This window comes from Flavobacterium collinsii (assembly GCF_946903285.1).
Taxonomy (GTDB): Bacteria; Bacteroidota; Bacteroidia; order Flavobacteriales; family Flavobacteriaceae; genus Flavobacterium; species Flavobacterium collinsii.
Genome location: NZ_OX336425.1, coordinates 2,050,436 through 2,075,426 on the forward strand (window position 1 = coordinate 2,050,436; position 24,991 = coordinate 2,075,426).

The window sequence follows — 24,991 nt, forward strand, 5'->3', positions numbered from 1 at the left end:
AAATCAAATCTATTTTAAATTAAAACCTAAAAAAAAGTATTATGGCATTATTAAGTAAAAAAGCAATGAATTTCGCTTATGGTATGGGAGCGGCAGTAGTAATTATTGGAGCTTTATTCAAAATTACTCACTTTGAAATTGGACCATTAACTGGAACTGTGATGTTATCTATCGGATTGGTAACTGAGGCGGTAATCTTTGCTCTTTCTGCTTTCGAACCAGTTGAGGACGAATTAGACTGGACTCTTGTTTACCCTGAGTTAGCAAATGGTCAGGCTAGAAAAAAAGCTGACAAAGTTGAAACTACATCTGATGCCCAAGGATTGTTGTCTCAAAAATTAGATGCAATGTTGAAAGAAGCTAAAATTGACGGAGAGTTAATGTCAAGCTTAGGAAACAGCATCAAAAATTTCGAAGGAGCTGCAAAAGCAATTTCTCCAACAGTAGATTCTATTGCAGGACAAAAGAAATATGCTGAAGAAATGTCTATGGCTGCTGCACAAATGGAATCATTAAACAGCTTATACAAAGTACAATTAGAAAGTGCTTCAAGAAATGCACAAGCAAACAGCGAAATTGCTGAAAATGCTTCTAAATTAAAAGAACAAATGCAATCTATGACTGCAAACATTGCTTCATTAAACAGTGTTTACGGTGGTATGCTTTCTGCAATGAGTAACAAAGGATAATTAGTTTTTGACTATTATATTAAAATTATTAATAAGAACTAATTAGAAAAAATGGCAGGAGGAAAATTAACCCCTAGACAGAAGATGATTAACCTGATGTATCTGGTTTTCATCGCAATGTTAGCAATGAACGTATCAAAAGAAGTTATATCTGCTTTTGGTTTGATGAATGAAAAATTTGAAGATGCAAACACTTCTTCAGTTACTACAAATGCAGGTTTATTAACAGCTTTGGATCAAAAAGCAGCTGAAGCAAAAGGAGAATTCGCTATTGCTGCTGCAACTGCCCATAAAGTTGAAGCAATAACAAAAGATTTTTACAGTTTTATCGGAGGTTTAAAAACTCAGGCTGTAAAAGGATTTGAAGTAGATAAAGAAACCGGAAAAATGCCTTATGAGTCTATGGACAGAGGTGATAACATCGACGACTGGTTTACAGGAGACGGTTATACTAAAAAAGGGAATGAAATTATCGCTAAAATCGAGAAATACAAATCAGATATTAAAGCTGCTTTAGGTACAGACAAAAAATATGCTGATATTATTTCAGAAGTAGAGAAAAAATTTGATGTTTCTGATGTGAAAAACAAAGACGGTATCAAAGAAAAGTATTTAGCATACCACTTTAAAGGATTTCCTGCAATTGCTTCTGCTGCAAAACTTTCAGCTTGGCAAAATGACGTTCAAAAAGTTGAAGCTGACGTTTACAACCGTGCTTTAGGAAAAGCTGCTGTTGCTGCTGCTTCTTATAGTAACTATCAGGCAATTGTTGTTTTAGACAAAAATGCTTACTTCCAAGGTGAAAAAGTTACTGGTAAGGTAGTTTTAGGGCGTTACGACGAAAACACAAAACCAACTTCATTCCAGGGTCCTGGACAAATTGTTAACGGACAAGCGGTTATTTCGTTAACTGCCGGAGGTGTTGGAGAGCAAAGTATTAATGGACAATTTACTTTCTTAGAAGATGGTAAAAACATTCCACTTAAATTTGCTGGAAAATATGTTGTAGTACCAAGACCAAACTCTGCTACAATTTCTGCTGATAAAATGAATGTAGTATATAGAGGAGTTGTTAACCCAATCTCTGTATCATTCGCAGGTGTTGATGCTAACAAAATTGTTGCAAGTGCACCTGGATTAGTTTCAGCTGGTAAACCAGGGAAATATAATATGAACCCGGGTTCAGGTACTGAAGCTACAATTTCTGTTACTGGTACATTGCCAAACGGAGATAAAGTTACAGATAAGAAAACATTCAGAATTAAAGGTATTCCTGGACCAACAGGAACAATCAGAGGAGAAATGGGTGTTGTTAAAGGACCTAAATCTAACTTAGAGATTGCTACTATTGGTGCTAAATTACTTGATTTTGATTTTGAAGTTGGTTTAGATGTTGTTGGATTTAATTTAAAAATTGCCGGACAGCCTACAGTTGTTGTTAATGGTAATAGATTAAATGCACAATGTAAATCAGTTCTTGCAAGAGCTGGAAAAGGAGACCAGGTTACTATTTCTGAAATTAAAACTAAACTTGTTGGAGCTGGTAGTTATTTATTGCCAAGAACTGCTCCGGTAATTTACGAAATACAATAATAAAGTAGGTAAAACTACATTCAATATCTTATAATGATATCATGATGAAAGTAAGAAATTTTTTAATAGCTATTGTTTCTATCGCTGGAGGTTTTTCTTCCTATGCACAATCGAATTTGCTTAATGCAAAAACACCGGCTCAGATAGGACTTAAGACTCCTGCGCAACTTATTTCTGATAACGATAAGCCTTTGGCTTACGGTTATGTAGATGATAGAGATATCTTAATGGGAAAAACTACTTGGGAAATTATTGATTTAAATGAAAAAATCAACTTTCCAATGTACTTTCCGGTTGATACAGCTAATATTGGTTCTGACAGACGTTCACTTTATGACGTTTTGACGAAAGCTGTTAAAAACGGCAAAATAACAGAAGTGTACAGCGACAGTTATTTCAATACTAAAAAATCTTTGAAAGATATTCAGGGTGCATTATCTCGTATTGATACAACAGATGCAGGTAGAGAATTAATCAACCAATATCCGGACGACTACAAAACACGTGTTGTGAAGAAAAAAGTTGTTACCGGTACAGGTAAGAAAAAAGTTGTTTCTTATGTTGATGAAACTGTTGGGCCAACAAGATCGGTACCAGCTGAGTATATCCTGAAACAAGACTTAACTGCTGCAGATGTTACACAGTATAAAATTAAAGGATACTGGTATTTTGACAAACGTCAAAGCGAATTGAAATATCGTTTGCTTGGAATTTGTCCAGTAACTCCGGATGTTTACACTATGAATAGTGACGAAAAAGATTATATTGAGTTGTTTTGGGTTTTCTTCCCTAACGCCAGAGAGGCGCTACACGAAGCAAAAGCATTCAACGATAATAACTCTGCACTTCCAATTTCATTTGATCAGATCTTAAATTCAAGACGTTTTAATGCTGTTGTTTATAAAGAAGAAAACTTGTACGGAGATCGTGAGATTAAAGATTACATGAAAGACAACGCACAAAACCAATTGTTAGAATCTGAAAGAGTAAAAGAGAAGATTCGTAACTTCGAGCAAGATATGTGGAACTACTAAGTATCTGAATAACAATATATCAAAAACTCTTACTACATTTGTAGTAAGAGTTTTTTTTTGCCCATTAATAAAAGAATTAATTGCTGAATCCGAAGGGATTGGAATTTCTTTTATAAGCTGTTTGGGATACCTTTATGGTGCTCTTATTTGGTTTTTTCATTATATGTAGGAAAAAGAACAATAAATAGTGTAAGTTTGCGTTCAATAGATTTTAATCATCTCATTATGAAAGTAAGAAAGTTTTTAATCGTTATTGTTGGAGTTATCGGAAGTTTTAGTTCTAGTGCACAATCAAATTTACTGAATGCAAAAACAGCAGATCAGATTGGGATAAAGAAGGCGTCTCAGATTGCTGCAGACAATGATAAACCTTTGTCCTACGGTTATGTAGATGATCGGGATATTTTAATGGGAAAAACGACCTGGGAGATTATTGATTTAAATGAAAAAATCAATTTTCCATTGTATTTCCCGGTAGATACGGCAAATATTGGTTCTGACAGGCGTTCGCTTTACGACGTTTTGACCAGAGGAATAAAATCGGGCAGAATCACTGAAGTATATGCCGACAGTTATTTTAATACTAAAAAATCGCTTAAAGATATTCAGGGCGGACTATCGCGTATCGATACCACGGATGCGGGTAGAGAGTTAATCAATCAGTATCCGGACGACTACAAAACTCGTGTTGTGAAGAAAAAGGTTGTTACAGGTACGGGTAAGAAAAAAGTGGTTACCTATGTTGATGAAACGGTTGGTCCGACCAGAACTGTACCAGCTGAGTATATTCTGAAACAGGATTTAACAGCAGCAGATGTTACTCAGTATAAATTGAAAGGATACTGGTATTTTGACAAACGTCAGAGTGAATTGAAATATCGCTTACTTGGAATTTGTCCTGTAACCCCCGATGTTTATACAATGAATAGCGACGAGAAAGATTATATTGAGCTGTTCTGGGTGTTCTTTCCCAATGCGAGAGAAGTGCTGAATGAGGCAAAAGCATTTAATGATAGTAATTCTGCGCGCCCAATTTCATTTGACCAGATTTTAAATTCGAGACGTTTTAATTCGATTATCTATAAAGAAGAGAATGTTTATGGAGATCGTGAGATTAAAGATTACATGAAAGACAACGCGCAAAAGCAATTGTTGGAATCTGAAAGGGTGAAAGAGAAGATTCGGGACTTCGAACAAGATATGTGGACCTACTAAGGTTATTAATGACATTATACCAAAAACTCTTACTACATTTGTGGTAAGAGTTTTTTTATTTTACCTTTTTACACATGTTGGATTATATAATTGTCGGATCTGGATTGGCTGGAATTTCATTTGCTGAAATTGCACTTAAAAACAATAAGTCTATAGTAGTTATAAATGATGAGTCGCAAAATTCATCAAGGGTTGCCGGAGGATTGTATAATCCGGTGATTTTAAAACGTTTTAGTGAGGTTTGGAAGGCGGAAGAACAGCTGTCTTTAATGGACGAATTCTATGAGACCATCGAAGGTAAGCTGAAAACGAAGGTGAATTTTAAACTTCCTATTTTAAGAAAATTTTTCTCTATAGAAGAACAAAACAATTGGTTCTCGGCTTCGGATAAACCACTCTTAGCACCATTTCTTTCTACCAAATTAATCTTTAAAAAATACAATGGTATTGATTCTCCGTTTGACTATGGAGAAGTTTTGCATACAGGATATGTTGATACCGCTCTGTTATTGGATAAATACCACGAATATTTGCTTCAAAACAAATTATTACTTCAGGAATCGTTTGACTATGCTATGTTGGTTATTGAGGAAGATTTTGTTCAGTATAAAGAATATCAGGCTAAGCATATTATTTTTGCAGAAGGTTTCGGATTACATGCCAATCCATTTTTTCAGGATTTGCCATTAGATGGGACTAAAGGGGAACTTTTTGTTATCAAAGCACCTGATCTTGATTTAGATGTGATTGTAAATACCAGTGTGTTTATTTTGCCTTTAGGGAACGAGTTGTTTAAAGTTGGTGCAACTTACAATTGGAAAGACAAAACGGATACACCGACAGAAGAAGGAAAAACAGAATTAATTGATCGTATTGAGGAAATTATCAATTGTGATTTTGAAATTGTTTCACATTTTGGCGGAGTGAGGCCAACTGTACGCGACCGAAGACCAATTATAGGAACGCACAACCAATACCAATCCCTGCATATTTTAAATGGGTTAGGAACACGTGGTGTAATGCTTGGGCCGGCAATGGCCAAAGATCTGTTTGAGTATATCGAAAACCAGGAAACACTGGATCCAACAATTGATATTCGTCGTTTTTACAAAAAAAGAAAATAACTTTATTCTTTTCCGGCGTTAGGGTCGTAAGAAACAAACATGTTGATGTACAGGTTTCTGGAAAGCCTCAAAACAAACGGGAACAATAGGATTAAAGTAATAACGATAATCAAAAAAGATTCTTCGATAGAGGTTTTAAAAAACACAAATGAAACAATAAAAGCTGCAATTCCTACTGCAACATTTAAACCGTAGCTAACATACATGGCACCGTAGAAAAATGACGGTTCTATTTGATATCTTAACCCACAATGACTGCAATTTTCGTTCATTTTTAGCACCTTAGTCAAATGAAGCGGATTTCGGTCTGAATACATACTTTCTTTCTGACATCTGGGGCAGCTTCCTGTTAGTATACTGTTTAGTTTGGATCCTTTTTTTAACATGATGACAATTCAGTTATTTGTTGAAGTTATAGAGAATTATTTTTTGCTTTTAGAGTAAAACCTTTCGATTCGGAGAAAAAAATATTCAAAAATTAATCTTACAAAGAAGAGTTGAACAAATATACTATTTTAGTTTGTATTTTTTGCACAAACGAGGCTATGACTGTCTGACGAGTTTTTTTTAATAACAAAACTCAATTTGTTAATAAATATTTCTGCTTTTACGGGAACCCTCATTTTTACTTAGCTTGCTTTTCGTATCATTGTATGTTTTAATTTTTTTTAAAAGGATATTTTAATGGCAATAAATTTACAGAAAGGACAAAAAATTGATATTGGTTTATCAAGAATTACTATCGGATTAGGTTGGGATCCAAATGAAGGAACAGGACATAATTTTGATTTGGATGCTTCGGCTATAATGATCAATTCTGATCGCAAACTTCTTGGGGAAAACTACTTTGTTTTTTATAATAATCTTGCCTCTCCGGATGGAGCATTAGAACATACCGGGGATGATCCGACAGGTGGTAACAGTGATGGAGATGATGACGAAGCGATTAAGGTTGATTTGAGTAAAATTTCTCCTGAAGTTAAAGAAATCCTTTTTGTGGTTACCATTGAAGACTTTGAAAGAAGGAAACAAAATTTTGGACAGGTAAGAAATTCATATATCCGAATTGTAGATGACGCCACAGGTCAGGAAATTGCCAAATATGAATTAGACGAAGATTTTTCTATTGAGACCGGTGTGGAGTTTGGAAGATTGTACAAACGAAATGAGCAATGGAAGTTTGAGGCTTCCGGAATTGGCTACAGAGCCGATTTAGGATTCTTTTTAGAAAAATATTATTCAGGAGAAATAATTAAATAGCGTTTGATCTTTAAATGTTAATCGGGTTAAGGATATTGTTCTTTGCAATGATTTATAAAGATGTTCTTAGAAGCAAACCGCAATCAATAGAAAGAAAGCTAATAGGTAAATTATAATAAACAGATATTTCTGTAAGCATTTTAAAAGTATTCATTTGAAAATAGATTATAAAAAATATTCCCATATCTCGTTCGATTTATGGCTTACATTGATAAAATCCAACCCCGAGTTTAAGAAGGAAAGGAATTTATTGTTTAAAAATTTCTTTGAAATCGATAGTACGATCGATAAGGTAAATGAGGTGGTGAGATATTATGATGTTCTGTGCAATAATATTAACGAAAAAACAGGATTGAATATAGATACGTATGAACTTTATTACCTAATTTTAAGCGCACTTGAAGTTGATATAAATAAATTTGAAACCGATAAATTAAGTGAGTTTTACGAAGAAACGGAAGCTTTATTTATAAAGTATAAACCAGAATTGATTTTTCCGGATACGAAGAAATTATTTCTGGAAATGACGAATGAAGATAAGTCTATAAATATCTTAAGTAATACAGCCTTTATCAAAGGGAGAACCTTAAGAAAGTTATTGGCACATTATGAATTGACAGATTATTTTAAATTTCAGATTTACTCTGACGAAGTTGGATTTTCAAAACCAAACAATGAAATTTTTCAATTGGTTTTTGACGAGATTAATACCTTTAAAAGCGCACAAAAAAAACAGATATTGCACGTTGGAGACAATAGTATTGCCGATTATAATGGTGCAATTCGTTTTGGATTTGATGCTTACCTATTAAAATTATAAAAGTGAATAAAAGTTACAGCTTACATAAGATTCTTGACAGCGATAATTGTCCGTTTAGAGAAGAGGAATACAGTAAATTTAAATTTGGTGACAAATCGTATGCGGAGAAATTTGCAAAAAATTTGTTCGAAGGTTTCGTGTCAGAATTTGGAGAATTGTTGTTGTCGGAACAAGAAATTGTTATTCTGCCAAGTCCATTCTTATCCATACCAACAGCCTCGAATTTTTTGTGTTCTTATTTTAAAAAAGAGCTGAATAGTTTTTTATTCAAAAATGGTAAAAAGACAAGTATAGAATCTAAAATCTACAGAAATCAAACCTATGTTACAGATTACGGAAATTTAGATTTTGATGAAAGGGTGAAGTTAATCTCGAACGATACCTACTATATCGATCGTAATTTTATAGATGGAAAGCTTTGCATTTTTGTTGATGATATTAAAATTACCGGTAGTCACGAACATACTGTCAATAAGATTCTAAATCAATACAATGTAAATGGAGATTTTGTTTTTGTGTATTTTGCAGAATTAGTGAATAAAGACATTCATCCTAAAATTGAAAATCATTATAACTACTATGCTGTTAAAAATGTTGAAGATATTGTTGACATTATAAACAGTCCTTCTTTTCAATATAATACCAGAATCGTCAAATTTATTTTAAGTTTAAATGAAGACCAGTTTAGGTATTTAGCAGAAAATATTTCAATCGAAAAAACGAATGACTTATTTCATCTGGCAATAAGCAATAATTATCATCAGATTCTAGAGTATAAATCAAACATTAATGTAATAAAAATAGATTAAAACTATGGCTATCAATTTACAAAAAGGACAACGTGAAAACATAAATGCACCTAAATTTACCATTGGTTTAGGATGGGATACAAACAGCAGCAGTACAGGATCAGGTTTTGATCTTGATGCGTCGGTATTTATTTTGGGAGATAACAGAAAAATTATATCAGATTCTCATTTTGTTTTCTATAACAATCTAACATCACCAGACGATGCAGTAATACATACAGGTGATAATTTAACCGGAGACGGAGACGGAGATGACGAGCAGGTAAAAATTGATTTGACTAAAATCAATTCAGCAGTAAAAGAAATTTGTGTTGTTGTAACCATCCATGATGCTGAGAACAGAAAACAGAATTTTGGTCAGGTTAGAAACTCTTTCATTCGTATTGTAGATGACAGCAATAACAGTGAAATGGTTAAATATGAGTTAGAAGAAGATTTCTCAATAGAAACGGCTGTAGAGTTTGGAAGAATTTACAACAAAGACGGGCAATGGAAATTTGAAGCTATTGGCGTTGGAATGAAAGGCGGATTAGAAGATTATTTAAATAAATACAATTAAAAAAAGATATGGCAATTAATTTAGAAAAAGGGCAACGTATCAATCTTGAAAAAAGTAACGGTACTAAATTACAAAATATTTGTGTTGGTGTAAACTGGGGAGCAATCGAGAAAAAGGGGCTTTTCGGGACTAAAAAAGAAGCAGTAGATTTAGATGCAAGTTGCGCTGTTTATGATGATAATAAAAATCATATTGACTCTGTAAATTTCAAAAAATTAATATCAAACGATCGTGCGATCAAGCACAGTGGTGATGATTTAACCGGAGATTTAAATGGTGATGACGGTTTGGATAATGAGGTGATTACTTTAGATTTTTCGCAATTATCACCAGCTGCAAATCACGTTGCATTTTTTATAAATAGTTTCAGAGGTCAGGATTTTAAAGACATTCCTTTCGCATCTATCAGAATTTACGAAGGAACTCCAACAAGAGTAAGTCAGGAATTTGCCCGTTATGATGTTGCAAATGATGCTTCTTTTGCCGGAAATGTTTCTATGGTTTTGGGTGTTTTTTATAAAAGAAACGGAGATTGGAAATTTAGTGCAATTGGAACCCCAACAAATGATAAAAAGTTGGAACAAACTATAGTTACCATTCAACAAAACCATCTATAAAAAGTTATGTCAGAAAATCAATTAGTTACTCAAGAGAATACCGCATTGATTGATAAGGATGGAAATGTAAACTTAGCTTCAATTTCTGAAACGGAAGTTAATAGTTACAAATCGATTTCGAATCAGTTGAATGAAAATGATACTAATTCAATCTTGAATTATGGAGCCGAAATCCAGAATTCAATTGCGAAGCAAAGTGATACTTTTTTAACCAATGTTAGAACTTATAATTCAGGTGAAGTTGGTACGTTGATAAATGACTTGCTTACAGAGTTAAATTATGTTGATGTAGATCAGCTGGATCAGGGACCATTTAAACGTTTCCTGTCTAAAATTCCGATTCTGAACAAATTGGTAACCGATGTAAAGAAATTATTCCAGCAATACGATAAGATTACTGTAAATATTGATAAGATCAGTAATAAAGTAAAGGCGGGAATGATCAATTCTGTAAAAGATAACAGTGCGCTTCAAACTATGTTTGACGGAAATGTGAATCTTATTAAAGAGATGGAAAAACACATTATTGCGGGACAAATTCGATTTAAAGAATTGGGTGAAGAACTTGCTGTAATGGAAGGAAATCCGGCTCAGTACCAAGATTATCAAATTTCAGATAAAAGGAACTTTATTAATCGTCTGGACAAACGTCTGGCCGATATGAAAATTGTTCGCTTTATTATGCTGCAGTCTTTGGCACAAATTCGTGTGGTACAAAACAACAATACTTCAATTGCCGAAAAAGCACAATCGATTCTAACTACAACCATGCCGGTTTGGAAGAATCAATTAACGCTTGCGGTTGCGTTACAAAGACAAAAACAAAATATCGAAATACAGCGAAGAGTATCTGAAACAACAAATACCATTTTGCAGAAAAATGCTGAAATGTTAAAACAAAACAGTATTGAAGTAGCAAAAGAAAATGAAAATACAGTTGTATCTCTTGAGACTTTAAAAATGACAACAAAATCATTGATTGATACGTTGACAGAAGTAAAACAAATTCACGATCAGGGTACTGAAACCAGAAGACAACTTGATGCCGGATTACAAAGTCTTGAAGTTGAACTAAAAAAAGGAGTGATAAGCTAATTGAACAGAAATCAGTTAAATGCAAGAGGAAGAGGAACGGTATGTTCAAATAATAAAAGATAGTAATAGAAAACTTGTGATTTTAGAATTGTTATCCAATTTCTTTAGTCACAAGGATTTTGTTGGTGTTTTAATAAAAACAAGAATTATTCACACTCTTTTTGAAAACAATAAAACATTAGACATAAATAAATTAGAACTCTTTCATATACAGTTTACAAGCAGTTTTATTGAGTTGTTTCAAAAATTAAAAAAATCAAAAGAACAGCAGTATCTTTTAATTTCTGATGAGATTTATATCAATGAAGATATTATAACCAAATTAAAATCAGAAATTGGAGAATCCGGATTTGCAGAAAAAGCAAAGAAACATGCGCAAAATATGTCCGGAAAAATTGAAGTACTCTATAGTATGTTTGTCAATGAAAGTTCAGATTTTTTTAGTTGGAATGAAATTACAAGTTTTTCAGACCGTGTCAAACTAGAGTATTATCGGGAGATCACAATTGAAGAATATGAAAAAATAGCCTCTTTAAATAAGAAGCTGTATGAAAATAAACATGCAAAATTTGAAAAGAAACTTTTAGGAAGACTAAACATCCTGAAATTTAAAATTAAGTTTTTGTGTGGGCTGGTTTGCAATAATGAAGTTATCGAGATATTCGAATTTAGAGACTCTAATGATAAATTTATTTTTATAGCTAATGAAAAAGCATTTTATTTTTTAGATGATGCGGTAGTAGAAGAGATTAATCTTGCTAAAAATGATTCAGTTAAGGGTGAGATTATCACGCAATTAAAAGAAAAAAACTCAGCATTAACATTCGAGTTAAGTACAATAAAAACATCATTTCCTGAAAATGTAAACGGTGTATTGCGAGAATATCTGAATAAAATTTCATCAATGGATTTTATAGAAGAGCTTCAAAATGTAGATGAGCAAACCAATATTTTAAAAACAATGTTAAATATTAATATTAAATAAAAGAAAATTAAAATGGCAATTAATTTAGAAAAAGGTCAAAGACAGAGTATCGATGCTCCAAAATTTATTGTTGGACTTGGCTGGGATAGTAATTCAAGTAACACAGGAGAAGGATTTGATTTGGATGCTTCTGTTTTTTTAGTGGGTGCTAATGGAAAAATTCCAAATGATAACCATTTTGTTTATTATAATAATTTGAAATCGCCAGACGGAGCTGTAACACATACGGGAGATAATTTGACCGGAGCAGGAGACGGAGATGATGAAAAGATTCAGATAGATTTGTCTACAGTATCACCGGATGTGAATGAAATTTGCTTTGTTGTGACGATTCACCATGCTGATACCAGAAGACAAAATTTTGGTCAGATTAGAAATTCATTTATCAGAATTGTAGATCAAACGAATACTGAATTGGTGAAGTACGAGCTTGATGAAGACTTTTCTATTGAAACAGCTGTCGAGTTTGGAAGACTTTACAAAAGAAACAATGAGTGGAAGTTTGAAGCCGTAGGTATTGGTATGAAAGGTGGCTTACAGGATTATTTAAATAAATACAACTAATTTAAAACACTATTAACGAACATGGCTATTAACTTAACTAAAGGACAAAAAATTGATTTAAGAAAATCAAGTGGCGAAACATTAACAAACTTTTGTGTGGGTGTAAACTGGGGTGCAATTGAAACAAAAGGATTTTTAGGATTATCAAAAAACGTAGTAGAAATTGATTTAGATTTGAGCTGTGTATTGATTGATGATCAGAATAAACTTTGCGATCATTTGTATTCTCCTCTATACAGAGTAGAAGTATTACAGCAATTTGGTCTTCCAAAAGGTAAATTGTTAAGTGTTGACGGTGCTTTAAAACACACAGGAGATGACCTTGCAGGTGATACTGGTGGAGATGATGGTTTAGATAATGAAATTATTACTGTTGATCTTTCTAAAGTTGATGCCAAAGTAAATCAGATTTTTTTCTTTTTAAATAATGCAGGAAAAGAAGATTTCTCACAAATTCCGTATGCTAAAATCAGAATGTATGAAGGTACTCCAACCAGAGTAGTTTCAGAATTTGCTTCTTACAATGTTTCTGCTGATTCTCAATATGTAAACAAGCGTTCTATCATTATGGGTAAATTATACAAACGTAATGGAGAATGGAAATTCAGCGCAATAGGTGATCCTACCGATGATACATTTTTAGGACAGACTATTCACAAAATAGTACAGTCTTATCTGTAATGCAAATCAAAAATATCGACGGACTCAGCGTTTCTCAAATTAGAGACATGGTTCAGCAGGGAGGCAAATTTGTTGTATTCCCGTACACAGTGTCGTTTATATTAATGACCTTAAAAAGAAGTTCTGATATTTATTTCATTAAGGCAAATGAAAATACGTTTAAGTACTCATATGGTTTTGTTTTTCTGAATCTGATCGTTGGTTGGTGGGGGATTCCCTGGGGACCGATTTACACAATAGGTTCGGCATATCATCATGTAGTAGGAGGTAAAGATCTGACCCAAGCAGTTCTGAGCCATTTAATGCAACATGACCCTGAAGCAAATACCAATACTTATACTATAAATGGTATAGAAAGCTCTAATGAAAGAAGTGAAGTAACCGAAGCACCAATCTATAATATTCCTGTATAAATCACATTTACTATGAGAAGACTGCCTGTGTACTTATTATTAGATACTTCCGGTTCAATGACCGGAGAACCTATTGAAGCTGTGAAAAACGGCGTTCAAATGATGGTGAGCTCGTTAAGACAAAATCCACAAGCCATTGAGACGGCTTTTTTAAGTATTATTACATTCGATACTACAGCGCAGCAAATTATCCCATTAACGGATTTGGCTTCTTTTCAAATGGTCGATATTAAAGCAGCCGGAGTGACAGCCTTTGGAGATGCATTGAGATTAGCGGCACAAAAGATAGAAACCGAAGTTGCCAAAACAACAACAGAACAAAAAGGGGACTGGAAACCATTGGTATTTATTATGACTGACGGAATTCCAACCGATAATTGGGAAAGTGGTCTTAGTGAATTTAAAAAAGCAAAAGTTGCCTACACCATTGCCTGTGCAGCTGGTGGAGGAGCCGATACCGCTATTTTAAAAAGAATCACAGATAATGTAGTAAGTCTGGATACAGCGGATAGTTCCAGTATTGGGAAATTTTTTCAATGGGTCACAGCTTCGATTGGAGTAACTTCAACAAAAGTAGAAGACTTCGGTAAAGAATTTACAAATTTAAAAGAATTGCCTCCGCCTCCGTCTGAACTAAACATTGTAGTTTAAATTTCGGCGAGGCAGAGTTTATATTGCCGTTTTAATTCAATAAACTTTTTCGTATTACGTCTTTTTTTAAGGAAGTTATACGCGTATGCGTGCGAATTTCTAAAACTCATGTTAGTAGTAAAGTAATTCCATTTATTAAATCATTTTTAAAGTTATGAGAAGACTACCTGTTTATTTTTTGCTGGATACTTCCGGTTCGATGTATGGAGAGCCCATTCAGGCGTTAAATAATGCCTTAAGCGGTATGATTAACACTTTGCGCTCAGATCCTCAGGCTTTAGATTCCCTTTGGATTAGTATTATAACTTATGATCGTGAAGTAAAAGAAATAGTACCCTTAACAGAATTGGTTCACTTTCAGCTTCCTGAAATCACCTGTCCACAAAGCGGTCCTACAAATACAGGAGCAGGTTTGGATTTTGTGATTAAAAAGGTAAAAACAGATGTTATAAAAGGCTCGGCAACTCAAAAAGGAGACTGGAAGCCATTACTATTTGTTTTTACAGATGGGAAACCTAGTGATATCCAGTTTTACAGAGAAAAAATCACCGAAATACGAGATCTGAGTTTTGGAGCTGTTGTAGGTTGTGCAGCCGGACATATGGCCAACGATTCTATTTTGAAAGAACTGACAGATAATGTAGTGCATTTGGCATCAGCTGATAGTGCTACATTGAAACAATTTTTTAAATGGGTTTCAGAAACAATCGAACAAGGGAATAAAAGCCAGGGAACGGGTGAAAGTGTAACATTGCCGCCACCACCAAGCGAAATAACAGTAGTGATTTAGATATGGAAGTACTAGGTACCCTGATCACAATTATTAGTATAATTGTGCATATTGTTCAAAAAGTAAATGAATCCTCCTCCAAAAGCGATAACAACAGAAACTCTTATAGGGACGTAACTTATGAGGTTGTTCATGAGTTTACACCACAGGAAAAATTAGAAAACATGAACATTGACAGTTTAAACATTTGTTATAAAACTGCCGGAATTAATGGCTTCTCTATTGAAAACGCAAGACGTACTTTGCTTAATAATTACGTGCAGGATGATTTTTATATCGATGACGTTATTATACGTCAGAATTGTATGTATATAAAAGTAATGCATGCTATTCCGTATAACGGCAGAAATAAATGTTATGGGGCTTCTTTTTCAATCAATTTTATGACTGTAAATGATGGTGTTGCTGTTTATGGAGCAAAGAAAATAAATGCCGATGAAGAATTAGTTTTTAAAGAAATCGCAAACGAATTAATACACGCAGTTTCCTAATGTATTTTATAAAGCTATTTATTCAAATTCTAATTGTTGGGTTGTTTTTGTACTCCAAATTATTGCCTTATAAAGACAAATTGAATCCGCAGTACAGAAGTATTTTTGATTTTTTCAATAGTATTTTTTCACCCCTATTCAATTCTCTAAAAACAATGATAAAGCCTTTTCCCGTTGGAGTGGGTTTAGCGGTCGATATGACCCAAATTCTGCTTTTAGTTATTTTTTTAATGTTATTAAATTTCCTTTAAAATGAGAAGATTACCCATATATTTTTTAATTGATATTTCGGAGTCAATGGTTGGAGAACCAATTCAACAGGTTGAAGAAGGATTGGCTACCATAATTCAGGCTTTAAAAACAGATCCGCATGCTCTTGAAACTGTTTTTGTTTCAATTATAGTATTTGCAGGACAGCCCAGAACATTAGTGCCTTTGCAGGAAATAGTAAGTTTTTATCCGCCTAAATTTCCAATTGGCAGCGGTACTTCTTTAAGTAAAGGACTGGGGCATTTAATGTATGAGTTAAGAAGTAATATTGTTAAAACTACTTATGAGGTAAAAGGTGATTGGAAACCTATTGTTTTCTTGTTTACAGACGGCGTTCCTACTGATGACAGTCAGGCAGCAATAAACGAATGGAAACAAAACTGGCAGCGAACAGCTAATTTAATTGCGATTTCTTTTGGTAACGAAACAGATACAAAATTATTAGGCGAGCTTACAGAAAATGTACTGCATTTTAAAAATACCAATGTACAATCGTATAAAGAGTTTTTTAAATGGGTCACAGACTCCATAAAAACAAGCAGTATAAGTGTTGAAAATAATTCGAATGGTTTTGAATTGGCAAAATTAGACGGAGAAACACTTTCGAAAATAGATTTAACTAAAGAAAGTCCAAACCGTCAATATGTCGATGATAATTTTGTAGTTCTAAACGGAAAATGCCAAAATACCAAAAGGCCTTATTTAATGAAATACCGTAAAACTATTGCGGAATCTATTTATGCAGGAATAGAATTATCTTCAAAAAACTACAAGTTAGTAGGCGCATATCAGGTTGATAACTCTTATTTTGAATTAGCAGATTTGGCTAATTTTAACAATAAAGTAAATACCGATGAACTTATTGGCGGACCAACTTGTCCGTGTTGCGGAAATCAGATTGCTTTTGCCGTTTGTGTGTGTGAAAAAATACATTGCATTGGTGACGAAGATATAAGTACTTGTCCGTGGTGTAACAATCAGGGAAGTTATGGCTGCGGTGAAGGCGGGTTTGATGTAAACAGAACTCAAGGATAATTCATGGAAGAGACTAAAAGATATATTCAGTCTTTTTTATCCCAAAAGAAAATTGACATTTCTGCAGATAAAGCAGCCCTTTTCGAGGCCTTTATAGCTAATGAAAAAAATGTCAATGCAGTAAAAATAATTCAGGAAAACCAAAAAATGATTATGCAGAATTGGATATTGAAAAACAGAATAGACGATATTTTGACACAAACGGTCTCAATACCAAACGGCACAGTAAATAAAAATTATCAGGCAAAAATTGATTTCGATACTTTGAGCTGGAATGATTTTATTTTTTTTGAAATACAAGGCTTAGAAAGTACGGGTCTTGAATTTAATGCGAATGATGAGCTAATTGGAACTCCAAAAATTAGCGGCGATTTAAAAATAAAAATACTATTTAGAGTTCAGGGCGAGCCGGAAGATTCGGTTTTAAACGAAAAAACACTAACACTGATTGTAAATCCGGATCCAAAATCGTTGTGGAAGGATTTGGAAAGCGATAAAACCGATGCGCTCTGGAAACCGGATAATGAAATTGTTGCGGCTAAATTTTTAGATAAGAATATTGTAGTGGCTTCTAAAAGAGGCCGTAGTCATGCTAATAAAGGTTCTTTTAGAGAAGACGATTTTGCTTTTAAAAATCTTGGCGAAATTGGATGGAGCGTTCTGGCGGTTTCGGATGGTGCAGGTAGTGCAAAACTTTCAAGACAAGGTTCGAAAATAGCCTGCGATTCAGTTATTCAGTATTTTGAAGAAAATTTAAACACAGAAGGTTTAAAGGAATTTGATGGGGTTTTAAGCGAGCATCATCATAAAGCAACCGATGAAACTTCAAAAAAAATAAGTCATTTTGTATATCATAATTTGTCAAGAGCGGCTCATTTTGCACATCAGGAAATTGAAGAATTTGCGATCAAAAATGAAGCTGATCTGAAAGATTTTCATGCAACTTTAATTTTTGCTCTGGTTAAGAAATATGATTTCGGATATGCTATCTTAACTTTTGGAATAGGAGACTGTCCAATCGGATTATTGAATAAAGAACTGACAGAGGTTAAGTTAATGAATTGGATTGATGTAGGCGATTTTGGAGGAGGAACACGATTTATAACCATGCCGGAAATTTTTCAAAGTGATAAATTTTCTACTCGATTTGGATTTAAATTGGTTGATGATTTCTCTTATTTGATACTAATGACGGACGGGATTTACGATCCTAAATTTGTCGTCGAAGCTAACCTGGAAAAGATTGATAAATGGAACGAATTTCTTGAAGATCTAAACGGAAAAAATGAAGACGGAAATAAAGTTGATTTTGATAAGGAAAATACTGAAATTGCCAACCAGCTTTCGACCTGGATGGATTTCTGGAACCCGGGAAATCATGATGACAGAACCCTTGCTATAATTTATTAAGTATGAGTGTAATTACAGTAAAATCAATTAATGACACCGTGAAGACCTATCAATTTGTTGATAATGGTGAACCCATGCGTGGCGGTGTTAAAGATGTTTATTTTAGTCCGGACAGAAAATATGTTGTTGCTATTTTTAGAGATAAATTAGATTTCAATCAAAAAGAGAGATTACAAAGAATCACAAATAAATATCTGGCTCAGATCCAGAACGGAGATGCAGGAGATTATTATTTAAATGAAGTATACAGATGGCCTACAGATGTTATAGAGCATAAAGGTTTGACGGGTATAATCGTTCCGATTTACGACGGCAAATTTTTCTTTAAAAAAGGATATGCTACCAGTGACTTAATTCAGGGAAAAGAAAAAAACGGGAAATGGTTTGCAGGTCCTAAATTCAGAAACCCCCATTTCCCTCTCAGAGTCTCGAATTCAGAATTAGGAGACTGGCTGAGTTATTTTCAGGTTTGTGTCAATTTAACCCGGGGTGTAAAGAAAATGCATGCTATGGGATTGGCCCATTCTGATTTGTCGTACAATAATGTTTTAATCGATCCAATTCAAAGATCGGCCTGTATGATTGATTTGGATGGATTAGTGGTGCCGGGTTTATTTCCTGCGGAAGTAATTGGCACAGCAGAATTTATCGCTCCCGAAGTACTTTCGACCAAACATTTAAACAAAACCGATCCTGACAGAAAATTACCGAGTCGATTAACGGATCTGCATGCATTGCCGGTTCTTATTTACATGTTTTTACTACACAGACACCCTTTGAAAGGAGGGAAGGTTCATGATCTTGATACCGAAAAAGATGATTTACTGTCTATGGGAGAAAAAGCAATGTTTATTGAGCATCCAACGGATGAAACGAATAGACCCAAACTCAATCAGGTTTCTAAATGGGATTTACCATGGGCAGATATTAACCAATTGCCATATTCGATTACGGGGCCTTATTTAAAAACCTTATTCGATAAAGTTTTTATAGACGGATTGCACAATCCGATGCAAAGACCTAATGCTGAAGAGTGGGAAATAGCATTACTCAAAACAACAGACTTAATGCAGAAGTGTCATAATGCTGCGTGCGAGCAAAAATGGTATGTTTTTGATAACACAAATACACCAAAGTGCCCATTTTGTAATACTCCCCACAAAGGTACGCTGCCAGTCTTAGACCTCTACTATCAGTTTCAGGAAACAGTATGGAAACCCGAGAATCATAGATTAATGGTTTATAACGATCAGTACTTGTTTCAATGGCATGTAAATCGTAATATTGCCCGCAATGAAAAATTAACGCCACAGCAAAAAGTACCGGTTGGTTATTTTACCTATTTTAATGATAAATGGGTATTTGTCAACCAAAAGTTAACTTCATTAAAAGACTTAACCGAAGACAAAGAAATTCCTATTGGAACTATGATAGAGCTGACTGACGGAAAAAAAATACTTCTTTCAAAAGAAGAAGGAGGAAGAGTCATTATGGTTACAATGGCCAATAAATAAATTTAAATTTAACTTAATTAATATTCAAAATGAATCAGCACCCTATTTTTTCAGAACATCCGGGATTAATAATCGTTTTCGCGATTGCAGTAGTCATCATGCTATTGTTGGATTTAGGAATTTTCAACAAAAAAAGCCATGAAGTAAGTAATAAAGAAGCAGTAACCTGGTCATTAGTATGGATTAGTTTAGCGATGATTTTTAGTGGTTTGGTTTATTACTTTGCAGGATCGGCGAAATTTTACGAATTTCAGTCGGCTTACTGGATTGAAAAAGCACTTTCAGTAGATAACCTTTTTGTATTTATATTAGTATTCAAGTTTTTTGACGTAGCCAACCAAAACAAACACAAAGTTTTATTTTGGGGTATTATCGGAGCATTGGTTTTGAGAGCTATCTTTATCTTTTCGGGAGCTTTCTTAATTGAACTTACGTATTTAAACAAGCTTTTAAGTTTGGTTGGAGTAGCAGGTTTCAAGTACGATATCAATTTAATCATGACAGCTTTCGGATTGTTTTTGGTTTATGCAGGAATCAAATCATGGTCTGCTGGCGATGATGACGATGAAGAAGATTATAACAATACCAGAGGAGCAAGATTAATCAGAAAGTTTTTCAGCGTTAGCGATAAATATGATGGAGATAAATTCTTTACATTCGAAAACGGAAAAAAACTGGCAACCCCACTTTTAGTAGTAGTTGCTGTAATTGAGTTTACCGATTTATTGTTCGCAGTCGATTCTATACCGGCAATTTTTGCCATTTCTAGTGATCCGTTTATTCTTTATACGTCTAACATTTTTGCAATTTTGGGACTTAGAGCCTTATTCTTTTTATTGGATAACTTTATTCACTTGTTCAGTAAATTGCAATATGGTTTGGCTATAATTCTTTCGTTTATTGGAGTGAAAATGATTATTTCTCCATTTTATCATATTGAATCTTTGTATTCATTACTTGTAATTGGAGGGATTCTGGCAATTTCGGTAATTGCATCAGTAATGTTACCGGAGCCAAAAGAGGCATAAGGAACACGGTAAATGTTTTATTAAACGGATAAAAGTCTTTTAGACTTTTATCCGTTTTTTTTATTATTCAAACAAAAGAGGTTAAAGGCTAAAAAAGAGTTTTTATCGCGAAATAAACCAGTACGATTTGTTTTTAAATCGACAGTCGAAACTTAAATTAATTGTCATACTTTTGCACTTTCAAAAAGTAAAGTAAATAAGGTACTTAAAACCTTTACTGCTTGCAACAATAGTTACACATTATGCTTAATATACACAATCTTTCGGTTTCTTTTGGAGGAACATATTTATTTGAAGAAGTTACTTTTCGTTTAGGTGCTGGCGACCGTGTAGGTCTTGTTGGTAAAAACGGAGCAGGTAAATCTACAATGCTTAAAATGTTAGCAAGAGATTTTGCTCCTGATTCCGGGGTTATTTCCCAGGAGAAAGATATCCGAATGGGTTTTTTGCGTCAGGATATTGATTTTGAACGCGGAAGAACTGTGTTGGAAGAAGCGTATGAAGCCTTTACAGAAATTAAAGTTGTAGAGAAAAAACTAGAAGAAATCAATCATCAATTGGTTACCAGAACCGATTATGAAAGTGAAGAATATGGCCAGATCATCGAGGATTTATCTGATTATACCCATCGTTTTGACCTTCTTGGAGGTTACAACTATGTAGGAGATACAGAGAAAATTCTTTTAGGATTAGGTTTCAAAAGAGAAGTTTTCAATAACCAAACCGAAACATTTTCGGGAGGTTGGAGAATGCGTATCGAGTTGGCCAAACTGCTATTGCAATCCAATGATGTATTGCTTCTGGATGAGCCAACCAACCACTTGGATATCGAGAGTATTATTTGGTTAGAGAGTTTCCTGCGTAACTATCCGGGAGTTGTGGTAATCGTATCGCACGATAAAATGTTTTTGGATAATGTGACCAACCGTACCATCGAAATCTCATTAGGAAAAGCGTATGACTTTAATAAGCCGTATTCTCAGTATTTAGAATTGCGTCATGAAATTCGTGAAAAGCAATTGGCAACTCAAAAGAATCAGGCAAAGAAAATTGAAGAAACTGAAAAATTAATCGAAAAGTTCCGTGCAAAAGCTTCCAAAGCTTCAATGGCGCAATCGTTAATTAAAAAGTTAGATAAAGTAGAAAGAATTGAAGTAGATGAGGATGATAATTCGGTAATGAATATTTCGTTTCCAGTTTCAAAAGAACCGGGAAAAGTAGTAATCGAAGCTGAGAATGTTACCAAAGCTTACGGAGAGAAAACGATTCTGAAAGATATTAGTTTATTGGTAGAAAGAGGAAGTAAAATTGCCTTTGTGGGACAAAACGGACAAGGAAAATCGACTTTCATTAAAGCTCTTGTAGACGAATTTGAGTACCAGGGGAACATCAAATTAGGACATAATGTTCAGTTAGGATATTTTGCTCAAAATCAGGCTGAATATTTAGATGGAGAAATTACGTTGCTTCAAACTATGGAAGATGCTGCTACAGACACAAACCGTATGAAAGTTCGTGATATGTTGGGATCCTTTTTATTCCGCGGAGACGATGTTGAGAAAAAAGTAAAGGTACTTTCAGGAGGTGAACGTAACCGTTTGGCACTTTGTAAATTGTTGTTGCAGCCTATCAATGTGTTGTTGATGGATGAGCCTACGAATCACCTGGATATTAAATCGAAGAACGTTTTAAAAGCAGCACTTCAAAAATTTGGAGGAACACTATTATTGGTTTCTCACGATAGAGATTTCCTTCAGGGAATGTCGAACATCGTTTACGAATTCAAAGATCAAAAAATAAAAGAATATTTAGGAGATATCAACTACTTCTTAGAGCAACGCAATTTAGAAAACATGCGTGAGGTTGAGAAAAAGGATGTGGCGAAAGCTGCTGCTCCAAAAGAAAGCAATAAAACGTCATACGAAGATCAGAAAAAAGGAAAAGCACTTCAAAACCGATTGAGTAAAGTAGAGAGTCAAATTAAACAATTGGAGAAGGACATTCAGCACGATGATAAAATGCTGGCTTCTAATTACGACAAACATATCGAAGATGCTTCGTTTTTTACTGCATACAACAAAAAGAAAAAAGATTTAGACCAATTGTTGCTGGACTGGGAAATCGTTCAGGAAGAGATTGATAATTTTAATGCTTAATTAGTTTTCAGTCGCAGTTCTCAGTATTCAGTCTTAGTTTTCAGTTTTGAAACGAATATATAACTTTGTCAAAGGTTGAACTTTGGCAAAGTTTTTTTTATGTCTAAAGTTTGCTATCCCTTACAAAAAAACAGAAAACACACTATATGTACTCCATGCATTTCACAAATCACATTTCACAAATTACATCTTACATTTTACGAAATAAGACCGATAGATTTAGAGTGCATAATGGCCTCACTGCTGTCTTTATAGTAACAAACGGAAACCTCTAAATTTTCGAGGTTCTTCATAATTGTTTTGGTGGCTTCTTTTTTGTGTTTCCCAGTTTGTCGAATGTAAACCGCCTTTACGGTTACGGGAAATATTTTACAGATTCGCTCATACAAAATGGGATCGTGCTGTGAATCATCTCCTAATAAAACATATTTAAGATTGGGGTAGAATTCTAAAACGTGTTTTATTTTATCAAATTTATGGTCATGATTTCCACGTCCGCTCATGAAGAAATCGGGGACTCCTCTTTTGATGTCTTTCAATAGAATTACGGCCCTTGGCAGATGGTGTATTTTGGTGAATTTGACAATAAAACGATATAAATTCCATTCGCTGCTGGATACATAAAAAAAAGCATTTTCTTCTTCTTTATTATTTCTTCCGGCTGAACTCAAAGCCTGATAATGTGGTACCACATCTTTAAAAACCTTGCGGTCATTCACATTTTTAAATAAGAGAACATATATTTTTCGAAAGAAATTTCCGGTATGCGAGATCAGAAAAGTATCATCAATATCGGAGATAATGCCTAATTTACCTTTGTGAGGCCGAATGAAACTGCCCTTTTCGGTTATGGTTTCTGTTTTATGTTTGATACTGACTTCGTATTCAATCCACCCAAAATGAGTTTCTTTTTCCAGCGGAATACAAAACTTAAAATAGCCGTCGTCCAATGTTTTGGTGTGAATCTCCTGATTGCCGCATTTTAGATAAATATCAAAATTTTTAATAGTTTTTATCCTGAACTGATTGATAATTGAAGTAGCATTTTTGAAATTTTTCTTCTGAAAATCATATTCATACGTTCTTCTGAAAACATGTCCCATTACAATTAATTCTTCTTCATTGGCGTAACCGCGATATAATTGTAAAATTGGTTTCATTAATTATGTATATTTATAGATGATGTAAATTAATTATTTTAATTGATTTTAAAAATAAAACTTTGAAAAAGAATATTCTATTTGTCGTAAACCCGATTTCGGGAGATCTGGATAAATCCGATTTAATAGCTGATGTACAGGAGTTTGCAACCACTCATCATTTTGATTTGGAAGTTTATGAAACTACTGGTAAGAACGATCAAAAAAAGGTACAGGCACTTTATAATCAGTATCAACCCGAACGCATTGTGGTGGCTGGGGGTGACGGAACCATAAAAATGGTGGCCGAAGCTATGGAGCAATTTGATATCATTATTGGTATTTTACCCGCTGGTTCGGCTAACGGATTGTCAGTAGATTTGAATCTGCCGGACACCATCGAGGAGAATCTGAAAATAGCTTTTCTGCATCATTATATCGAAATGGATATGATTTGTATTAACGGTAAAAAAAGTATCCATTTGAGCGATATTGGAGTCAATGCAAACTTGGTAAAGAATTACGAAGAAAGTAATTTACGTGGTTTTTGGGGTTATGCATTACAAGCATATTCGGCATTAAAAGAATCCGAAGAACCTTTTGTGGCTACTATTTCGGCTAATAATGAAACGGTTGAACATACGGCGCGAATGATTGTAATTGCCAATTCTCAAAAATACGGAACAGGCGTAATTATTAATCCAAATGGCGCAATGAACGACGGAAAGTTTGAATTGGTCATTTTAAAAAGCCTCGATTTATTATTGATTGGAAAAATTATTACTGGAAACATGCCAATTGATTCTGATGATATTGTAATTATTTCGACAGATAAAGCAACAATAAAAACAGATTATCCGGTAAACTTTCAGATTGATGGGGAGTATTGCGGCGCACAAACGGATTTGGAAATTCACATTTTGCACAAGCAGATGAAAATTGCAATTCCTTAAAAGTGAAGTTTTGATTTAAAAGAAAGAATAAAGGTATAAAAAACAGCTTAGGCTTGGAATTTATACAAAGGTTAGCAAAGAGGGTAAAATCTTAAC

Annotated in this window: 26 protein-coding genes; 24 read left to right on the forward strand and 2 right to left on the reverse strand. The window is 34.0% G+C overall.

The annotated features are described in order from the left end of the window. Window positions 1-41: 41 nt before the first annotated feature. The 5 genes from porL to OGZ34_RS09020 all read left to right on the forward strand — a co-directional run bounded on the left by porL (window position 42) and on the right by OGZ34_RS09020 (window position 5,655). The gene (gene porL / locus OGZ34_RS09000) at window positions 42-689 is read left to right on the forward strand and encodes a type IX secretion system motor protein PorL/GldL (RefSeq protein ID WP_173967697.1); all 648 of its coding nucleotides are present in this window, start codon (window positions 42-44) and stop codon (window positions 687-689) included. Window positions 690-740: 51 nt separating this feature from the next. Continuing rightward, on the forward strand, window positions 741-2,282 hold the full coding sequence (gene porM / locus OGZ34_RS09005) for a type IX secretion system motor protein PorM/GldM (RefSeq protein ID WP_173967698.1): 1,542 nt from the start codon (window positions 741-743) through the stop codon (window positions 2,280-2,282). Between the two features lie 44 nt (window positions 2,283-2,326). Beyond that, window positions 2,327-3,316 carry a type IX secretion system ring subunit PorN/GldN gene (porN, locus tag OGZ34_RS09010; protein ID WP_173967719.1) on the forward strand — a complete coding sequence of 330 codons (990 nt, stop codon included), beginning with the start codon at window positions 2,327-2,329 and terminating at the stop codon, window positions 3,314-3,316. A 225-nt stretch (window positions 3,317-3,541) separates the two neighbouring features. Continuing rightward, window positions 3,542-4,531 (forward strand): type IX secretion system ring subunit PorN/GldN, encoded by a 990-nt coding sequence (gene porN / locus OGZ34_RS09015; RefSeq protein ID WP_173967699.1) that lies wholly within the window; start codon window positions 3,542-3,544, stop codon window positions 4,529-4,531. Window positions 4,532-4,605: 74 nt separating this feature from the next. Beyond that, on the forward strand, window positions 4,606-5,655 hold the full coding sequence (locus OGZ34_RS09020; protein WP_263362806.1) for an NAD(P)/FAD-dependent oxidoreductase: 1,050 nt from the start codon (window positions 4,606-4,608) through the stop codon (window positions 5,653-5,655). Between the two features lie 2 nt (window positions 5,656-5,657). Here the strand turns inward: OGZ34_RS09020 and OGZ34_RS09025 are convergent, their stop codons facing one another. After that, window positions 5,658-6,041: a DUF983 domain-containing protein gene (locus OGZ34_RS09025; RefSeq protein WP_263362807.1), complete on the reverse strand. Its 384-nt coding sequence runs from the start codon at window positions 6,039-6,041 to the stop codon at window positions 5,658-5,660. 298 nt (window positions 6,042-6,339) lie between these two features. On the opposite strand from OGZ34_RS09025, the gene OGZ34_RS09030 reads away from it, so the two are divergent. From OGZ34_RS09030 to OGZ34_RS09115, 18 genes are all read left to right on the forward strand, one after another. Next, complete coding sequence (locus OGZ34_RS09030) at window positions 6,340-6,915, forward strand: TerD family protein (protein WP_263362808.1); 576 nt, start codon at window positions 6,340-6,342, stop codon at window positions 6,913-6,915. Window positions 6,916-7,069: 154 nt separating this feature from the next. Then, entirely contained in the window at window positions 7,070-7,735 is a 666-nt protein-coding gene (locus OGZ34_RS09035; RefSeq protein WP_263362809.1) for an HAD family hydrolase, read from the forward strand. 2 nt (window positions 7,736-7,737) lie between these two features. Continuing rightward, on the forward strand, window positions 7,738-8,544 hold the full coding sequence (locus OGZ34_RS09040; protein ID WP_263362810.1) for a phosphoribosyltransferase family protein: 807 nt from the start codon (window positions 7,738-7,740) through the stop codon (window positions 8,542-8,544). Between the two features lie 4 nt (window positions 8,545-8,548). Then, window positions 8,549-9,103 (forward strand): TerD family protein, encoded by a 555-nt coding sequence (locus tag OGZ34_RS09045; RefSeq protein WP_017496982.1) that lies wholly within the window; start codon window positions 8,549-8,551, stop codon window positions 9,101-9,103. A gap of 8 nt (window positions 9,104-9,111) precedes the next feature. Then, window positions 9,112-9,720: a TerD family protein gene (locus tag OGZ34_RS09050; protein ID WP_173967705.1), complete on the forward strand. Its 609-nt coding sequence runs from the start codon at window positions 9,112-9,114 to the stop codon at window positions 9,718-9,720. A 6-nt stretch (window positions 9,721-9,726) separates the two neighbouring features. Continuing rightward, window positions 9,727-10,815, forward strand: a complete 1,089-nt coding sequence (locus OGZ34_RS09055) for a toxic anion resistance protein (RefSeq protein ID WP_173967706.1) — start codon at window positions 9,727-9,729, stop codon at window positions 10,813-10,815. Between the two features lie 19 nt (window positions 10,816-10,834). After that, the gene (locus OGZ34_RS09060) at window positions 10,835-11,800 is read left to right on the forward strand and encodes a hypothetical protein (protein WP_263362811.1); all 966 of its coding nucleotides are present in this window, start codon (window positions 10,835-10,837) and stop codon (window positions 11,798-11,800) included. A gap of 12 nt (window positions 11,801-11,812) precedes the next feature. Beyond that, window positions 11,813-12,364, forward strand: coding sequence for a TerD family protein (locus tag OGZ34_RS09065; RefSeq protein WP_017496978.1), 552 nt, complete (start codon window positions 11,813-11,815; stop codon window positions 12,362-12,364). Window positions 12,365-12,385: 21 nt separating this feature from the next. Beyond that, the gene (locus tag OGZ34_RS09070; RefSeq protein WP_017496977.1) at window positions 12,386-13,045 is read left to right on the forward strand and encodes a TerD family protein; all 660 of its coding nucleotides are present in this window, start codon (window positions 12,386-12,388) and stop codon (window positions 13,043-13,045) included. Beyond that, window positions 13,045-13,458 (forward strand): hypothetical protein, encoded by a 414-nt coding sequence (locus OGZ34_RS09075; protein ID WP_173967709.1) that lies wholly within the window; start codon window positions 13,045-13,047, stop codon window positions 13,456-13,458. Before OGZ34_RS09070 ends, OGZ34_RS09075 begins: the two co-directional genes overlap by 1 nt. A gap of 12 nt (window positions 13,459-13,470) precedes the next feature. Beyond that, window positions 13,471-14,109 (forward strand): vWA domain-containing protein, encoded by a 639-nt coding sequence (locus tag OGZ34_RS09080; protein ID WP_263362812.1) that lies wholly within the window; start codon window positions 13,471-13,473, stop codon window positions 14,107-14,109. A 154-nt stretch (window positions 14,110-14,263) separates the two neighbouring features. Further along, window positions 14,264-14,899, forward strand: a complete 636-nt coding sequence (locus tag OGZ34_RS09085) for a vWA domain-containing protein (RefSeq protein WP_173967710.1) — start codon at window positions 14,264-14,266, stop codon at window positions 14,897-14,899. Between the two features lie 2 nt (window positions 14,900-14,901). After that, the gene (locus OGZ34_RS09090) at window positions 14,902-15,390 is read left to right on the forward strand and encodes a hypothetical protein (RefSeq protein ID WP_263362813.1); all 489 of its coding nucleotides are present in this window, start codon (window positions 14,902-14,904) and stop codon (window positions 15,388-15,390) included. 252 nt (window positions 15,391-15,642) lie between these two features. Then, the gene (locus OGZ34_RS09095; protein WP_263362814.1) at window positions 15,643-16,695 is read left to right on the forward strand and encodes a TerY-C metal binding domain-containing protein; all 1,053 of its coding nucleotides are present in this window, start codon (window positions 15,643-15,645) and stop codon (window positions 16,693-16,695) included. A gap of 3 nt (window positions 16,696-16,698) precedes the next feature. Beyond that, window positions 16,699-18,105, forward strand: coding sequence for a PP2C family serine/threonine-protein phosphatase (locus OGZ34_RS09100; RefSeq protein ID WP_263362815.1), 1,407 nt, complete (start codon window positions 16,699-16,701; stop codon window positions 18,103-18,105). A gap of 2 nt (window positions 18,106-18,107) precedes the next feature. Then, a complete protein-coding gene (locus OGZ34_RS09105; protein WP_173967714.1) occupies window positions 18,108-19,619 on the forward strand; it encodes a helix-hairpin-helix domain-containing protein in 1,512 nt (503 codons plus the stop codon). 29 nt (window positions 19,620-19,648) lie between these two features. Next, window positions 19,649-20,647, forward strand: a complete 999-nt coding sequence (locus tag OGZ34_RS09110) for a TerC/Alx family metal homeostasis membrane protein (RefSeq protein WP_173967715.1) — start codon at window positions 19,649-19,651, stop codon at window positions 20,645-20,647. A gap of 242 nt (window positions 20,648-20,889) precedes the next feature. After that, window positions 20,890-22,803 carry an ABC-F family ATP-binding cassette domain-containing protein gene (locus OGZ34_RS09115; RefSeq protein WP_173967716.1) on the forward strand — a complete coding sequence of 638 codons (1,914 nt, stop codon included), beginning with the start codon at window positions 20,890-20,892 and terminating at the stop codon, window positions 22,801-22,803. A 197-nt stretch (window positions 22,804-23,000) separates the two neighbouring features. Here OGZ34_RS09115 and OGZ34_RS09120 read toward each other — a convergent pair whose 3' ends face one another. Beyond that, window positions 23,001-23,963 (reverse strand): App1 family protein, encoded by a 963-nt coding sequence (locus OGZ34_RS09120; RefSeq protein ID WP_173967717.1) that lies wholly within the window; start codon window positions 23,961-23,963, stop codon window positions 23,001-23,003. Window positions 23,964-24,025: 62 nt separating this feature from the next. Here OGZ34_RS09120 and OGZ34_RS09125 point away from each other — a divergent pair, with 62 nt between their 5' ends. Continuing rightward, window positions 24,026-24,895: a diacylglycerol/lipid kinase family protein gene (locus tag OGZ34_RS09125; protein ID WP_263362816.1), complete on the forward strand. Its 870-nt coding sequence runs from the start codon at window positions 24,026-24,028 to the stop codon at window positions 24,893-24,895. Window positions 24,896-24,991 lie beyond the last annotated feature (96 nt).

What these genes read in the sequence shown, in the direction of transcription:
- OGZ34_RS09100 (WP_263362815.1), top strand. Translation starts at nt 16,699, where the DNA reads ATGGAAGAGACTAAAAGATATATTCAGTCTTTTTTATCCCAAAAGAAA.
- OGZ34_RS09070 (WP_017496977.1), top strand. Translation starts at nt 12,386, where the DNA reads ATGGCTATTAACTTAACTAAAGGACAAAAAATTGATTTAAGAAAATCA.
- OGZ34_RS09025 (WP_263362807.1), bottom strand. Translation starts at nt 6,041, where the DNA reads ATGTTAAAAAAAGGATCCAAACTAAACAGTATACTAACAGGAAGCTGC.
- OGZ34_RS09065 (WP_017496978.1), top strand. Translation starts at nt 11,813, where the DNA reads ATGGCAATTAATTTAGAAAAAGGTCAAAGACAGAGTATCGATGCTCCA.
- OGZ34_RS09110 (WP_173967715.1), top strand. Translation starts at nt 19,649, where the DNA reads ATGAATCAGCACCCTATTTTTTCAGAACATCCGGGATTAATAATCGTT.
- porN (WP_173967699.1), top strand. Translation starts at nt 3,542, where the DNA reads ATGAAAGTAAGAAAGTTTTTAATCGTTATTGTTGGAGTTATCGGAAGT.
- OGZ34_RS09120 (WP_173967717.1), bottom strand. Translation starts at nt 23,963, where the DNA reads ATGAAACCAATTTTACAATTATATCGCGGTTACGCCAATGAAGAAGAA.
- OGZ34_RS09075 (WP_173967709.1), top strand. Translation starts at nt 13,045, where the DNA reads ATGCAAATCAAAAATATCGACGGACTCAGCGTTTCTCAAATTAGAGAC.
- porN (WP_173967719.1), top strand. Translation starts at nt 2,327, where the DNA reads ATGAAAGTAAGAAATTTTTTAATAGCTATTGTTTCTATCGCTGGAGGT.
- OGZ34_RS09090 (WP_263362813.1), top strand. Translation starts at nt 14,902, where the DNA reads ATGGAAGTACTAGGTACCCTGATCACAATTATTAGTATAATTGTGCAT.
- OGZ34_RS09080 (WP_263362812.1), top strand. Translation starts at nt 13,471, where the DNA reads ATGAGAAGACTGCCTGTGTACTTATTATTAGATACTTCCGGTTCAATG.
- OGZ34_RS09105 (WP_173967714.1), top strand. Translation starts at nt 18,108, where the DNA reads ATGAGTGTAATTACAGTAAAATCAATTAATGACACCGTGAAGACCTAT.
- OGZ34_RS09030 (WP_263362808.1), top strand. Translation starts at nt 6,340, where the DNA reads ATGGCAATAAATTTACAGAAAGGACAAAAAATTGATATTGGTTTATCA.
- OGZ34_RS09085 (WP_173967710.1), top strand. Translation starts at nt 14,264, where the DNA reads ATGAGAAGACTACCTGTTTATTTTTTGCTGGATACTTCCGGTTCGATG.
- OGZ34_RS09115 (WP_173967716.1), top strand. Translation starts at nt 20,890, where the DNA reads ATGCTTAATATACACAATCTTTCGGTTTCTTTTGGAGGAACATATTTA.
- porM (WP_173967698.1), top strand. Translation starts at nt 741, where the DNA reads ATGGCAGGAGGAAAATTAACCCCTAGACAGAAGATGATTAACCTGATG.
- OGZ34_RS09050 (WP_173967705.1), top strand. Translation starts at nt 9,112, where the DNA reads ATGGCAATTAATTTAGAAAAAGGGCAACGTATCAATCTTGAAAAAAGT.
- OGZ34_RS09095 (WP_263362814.1), top strand. Translation starts at nt 15,643, where the DNA reads ATGAGAAGATTACCCATATATTTTTTAATTGATATTTCGGAGTCAATG.
- porL (WP_173967697.1), top strand. Translation starts at nt 42, where the DNA reads ATGGCATTATTAAGTAAAAAAGCAATGAATTTCGCTTATGGTATGGGA.
- OGZ34_RS09060 (WP_263362811.1), top strand. Translation starts at nt 10,835, where the DNA reads ATGCAAGAGGAAGAGGAACGGTATGTTCAAATAATAAAAGATAGTAAT.
- OGZ34_RS09045 (WP_017496982.1), top strand. Translation starts at nt 8,549, where the DNA reads ATGGCTATCAATTTACAAAAAGGACAACGTGAAAACATAAATGCACCT.
- OGZ34_RS09020 (WP_263362806.1), top strand. Translation starts at nt 4,606, where the DNA reads ATGTTGGATTATATAATTGTCGGATCTGGATTGGCTGGAATTTCATTT.
- OGZ34_RS09055 (WP_173967706.1), top strand. Translation starts at nt 9,727, where the DNA reads ATGTCAGAAAATCAATTAGTTACTCAAGAGAATACCGCATTGATTGAT.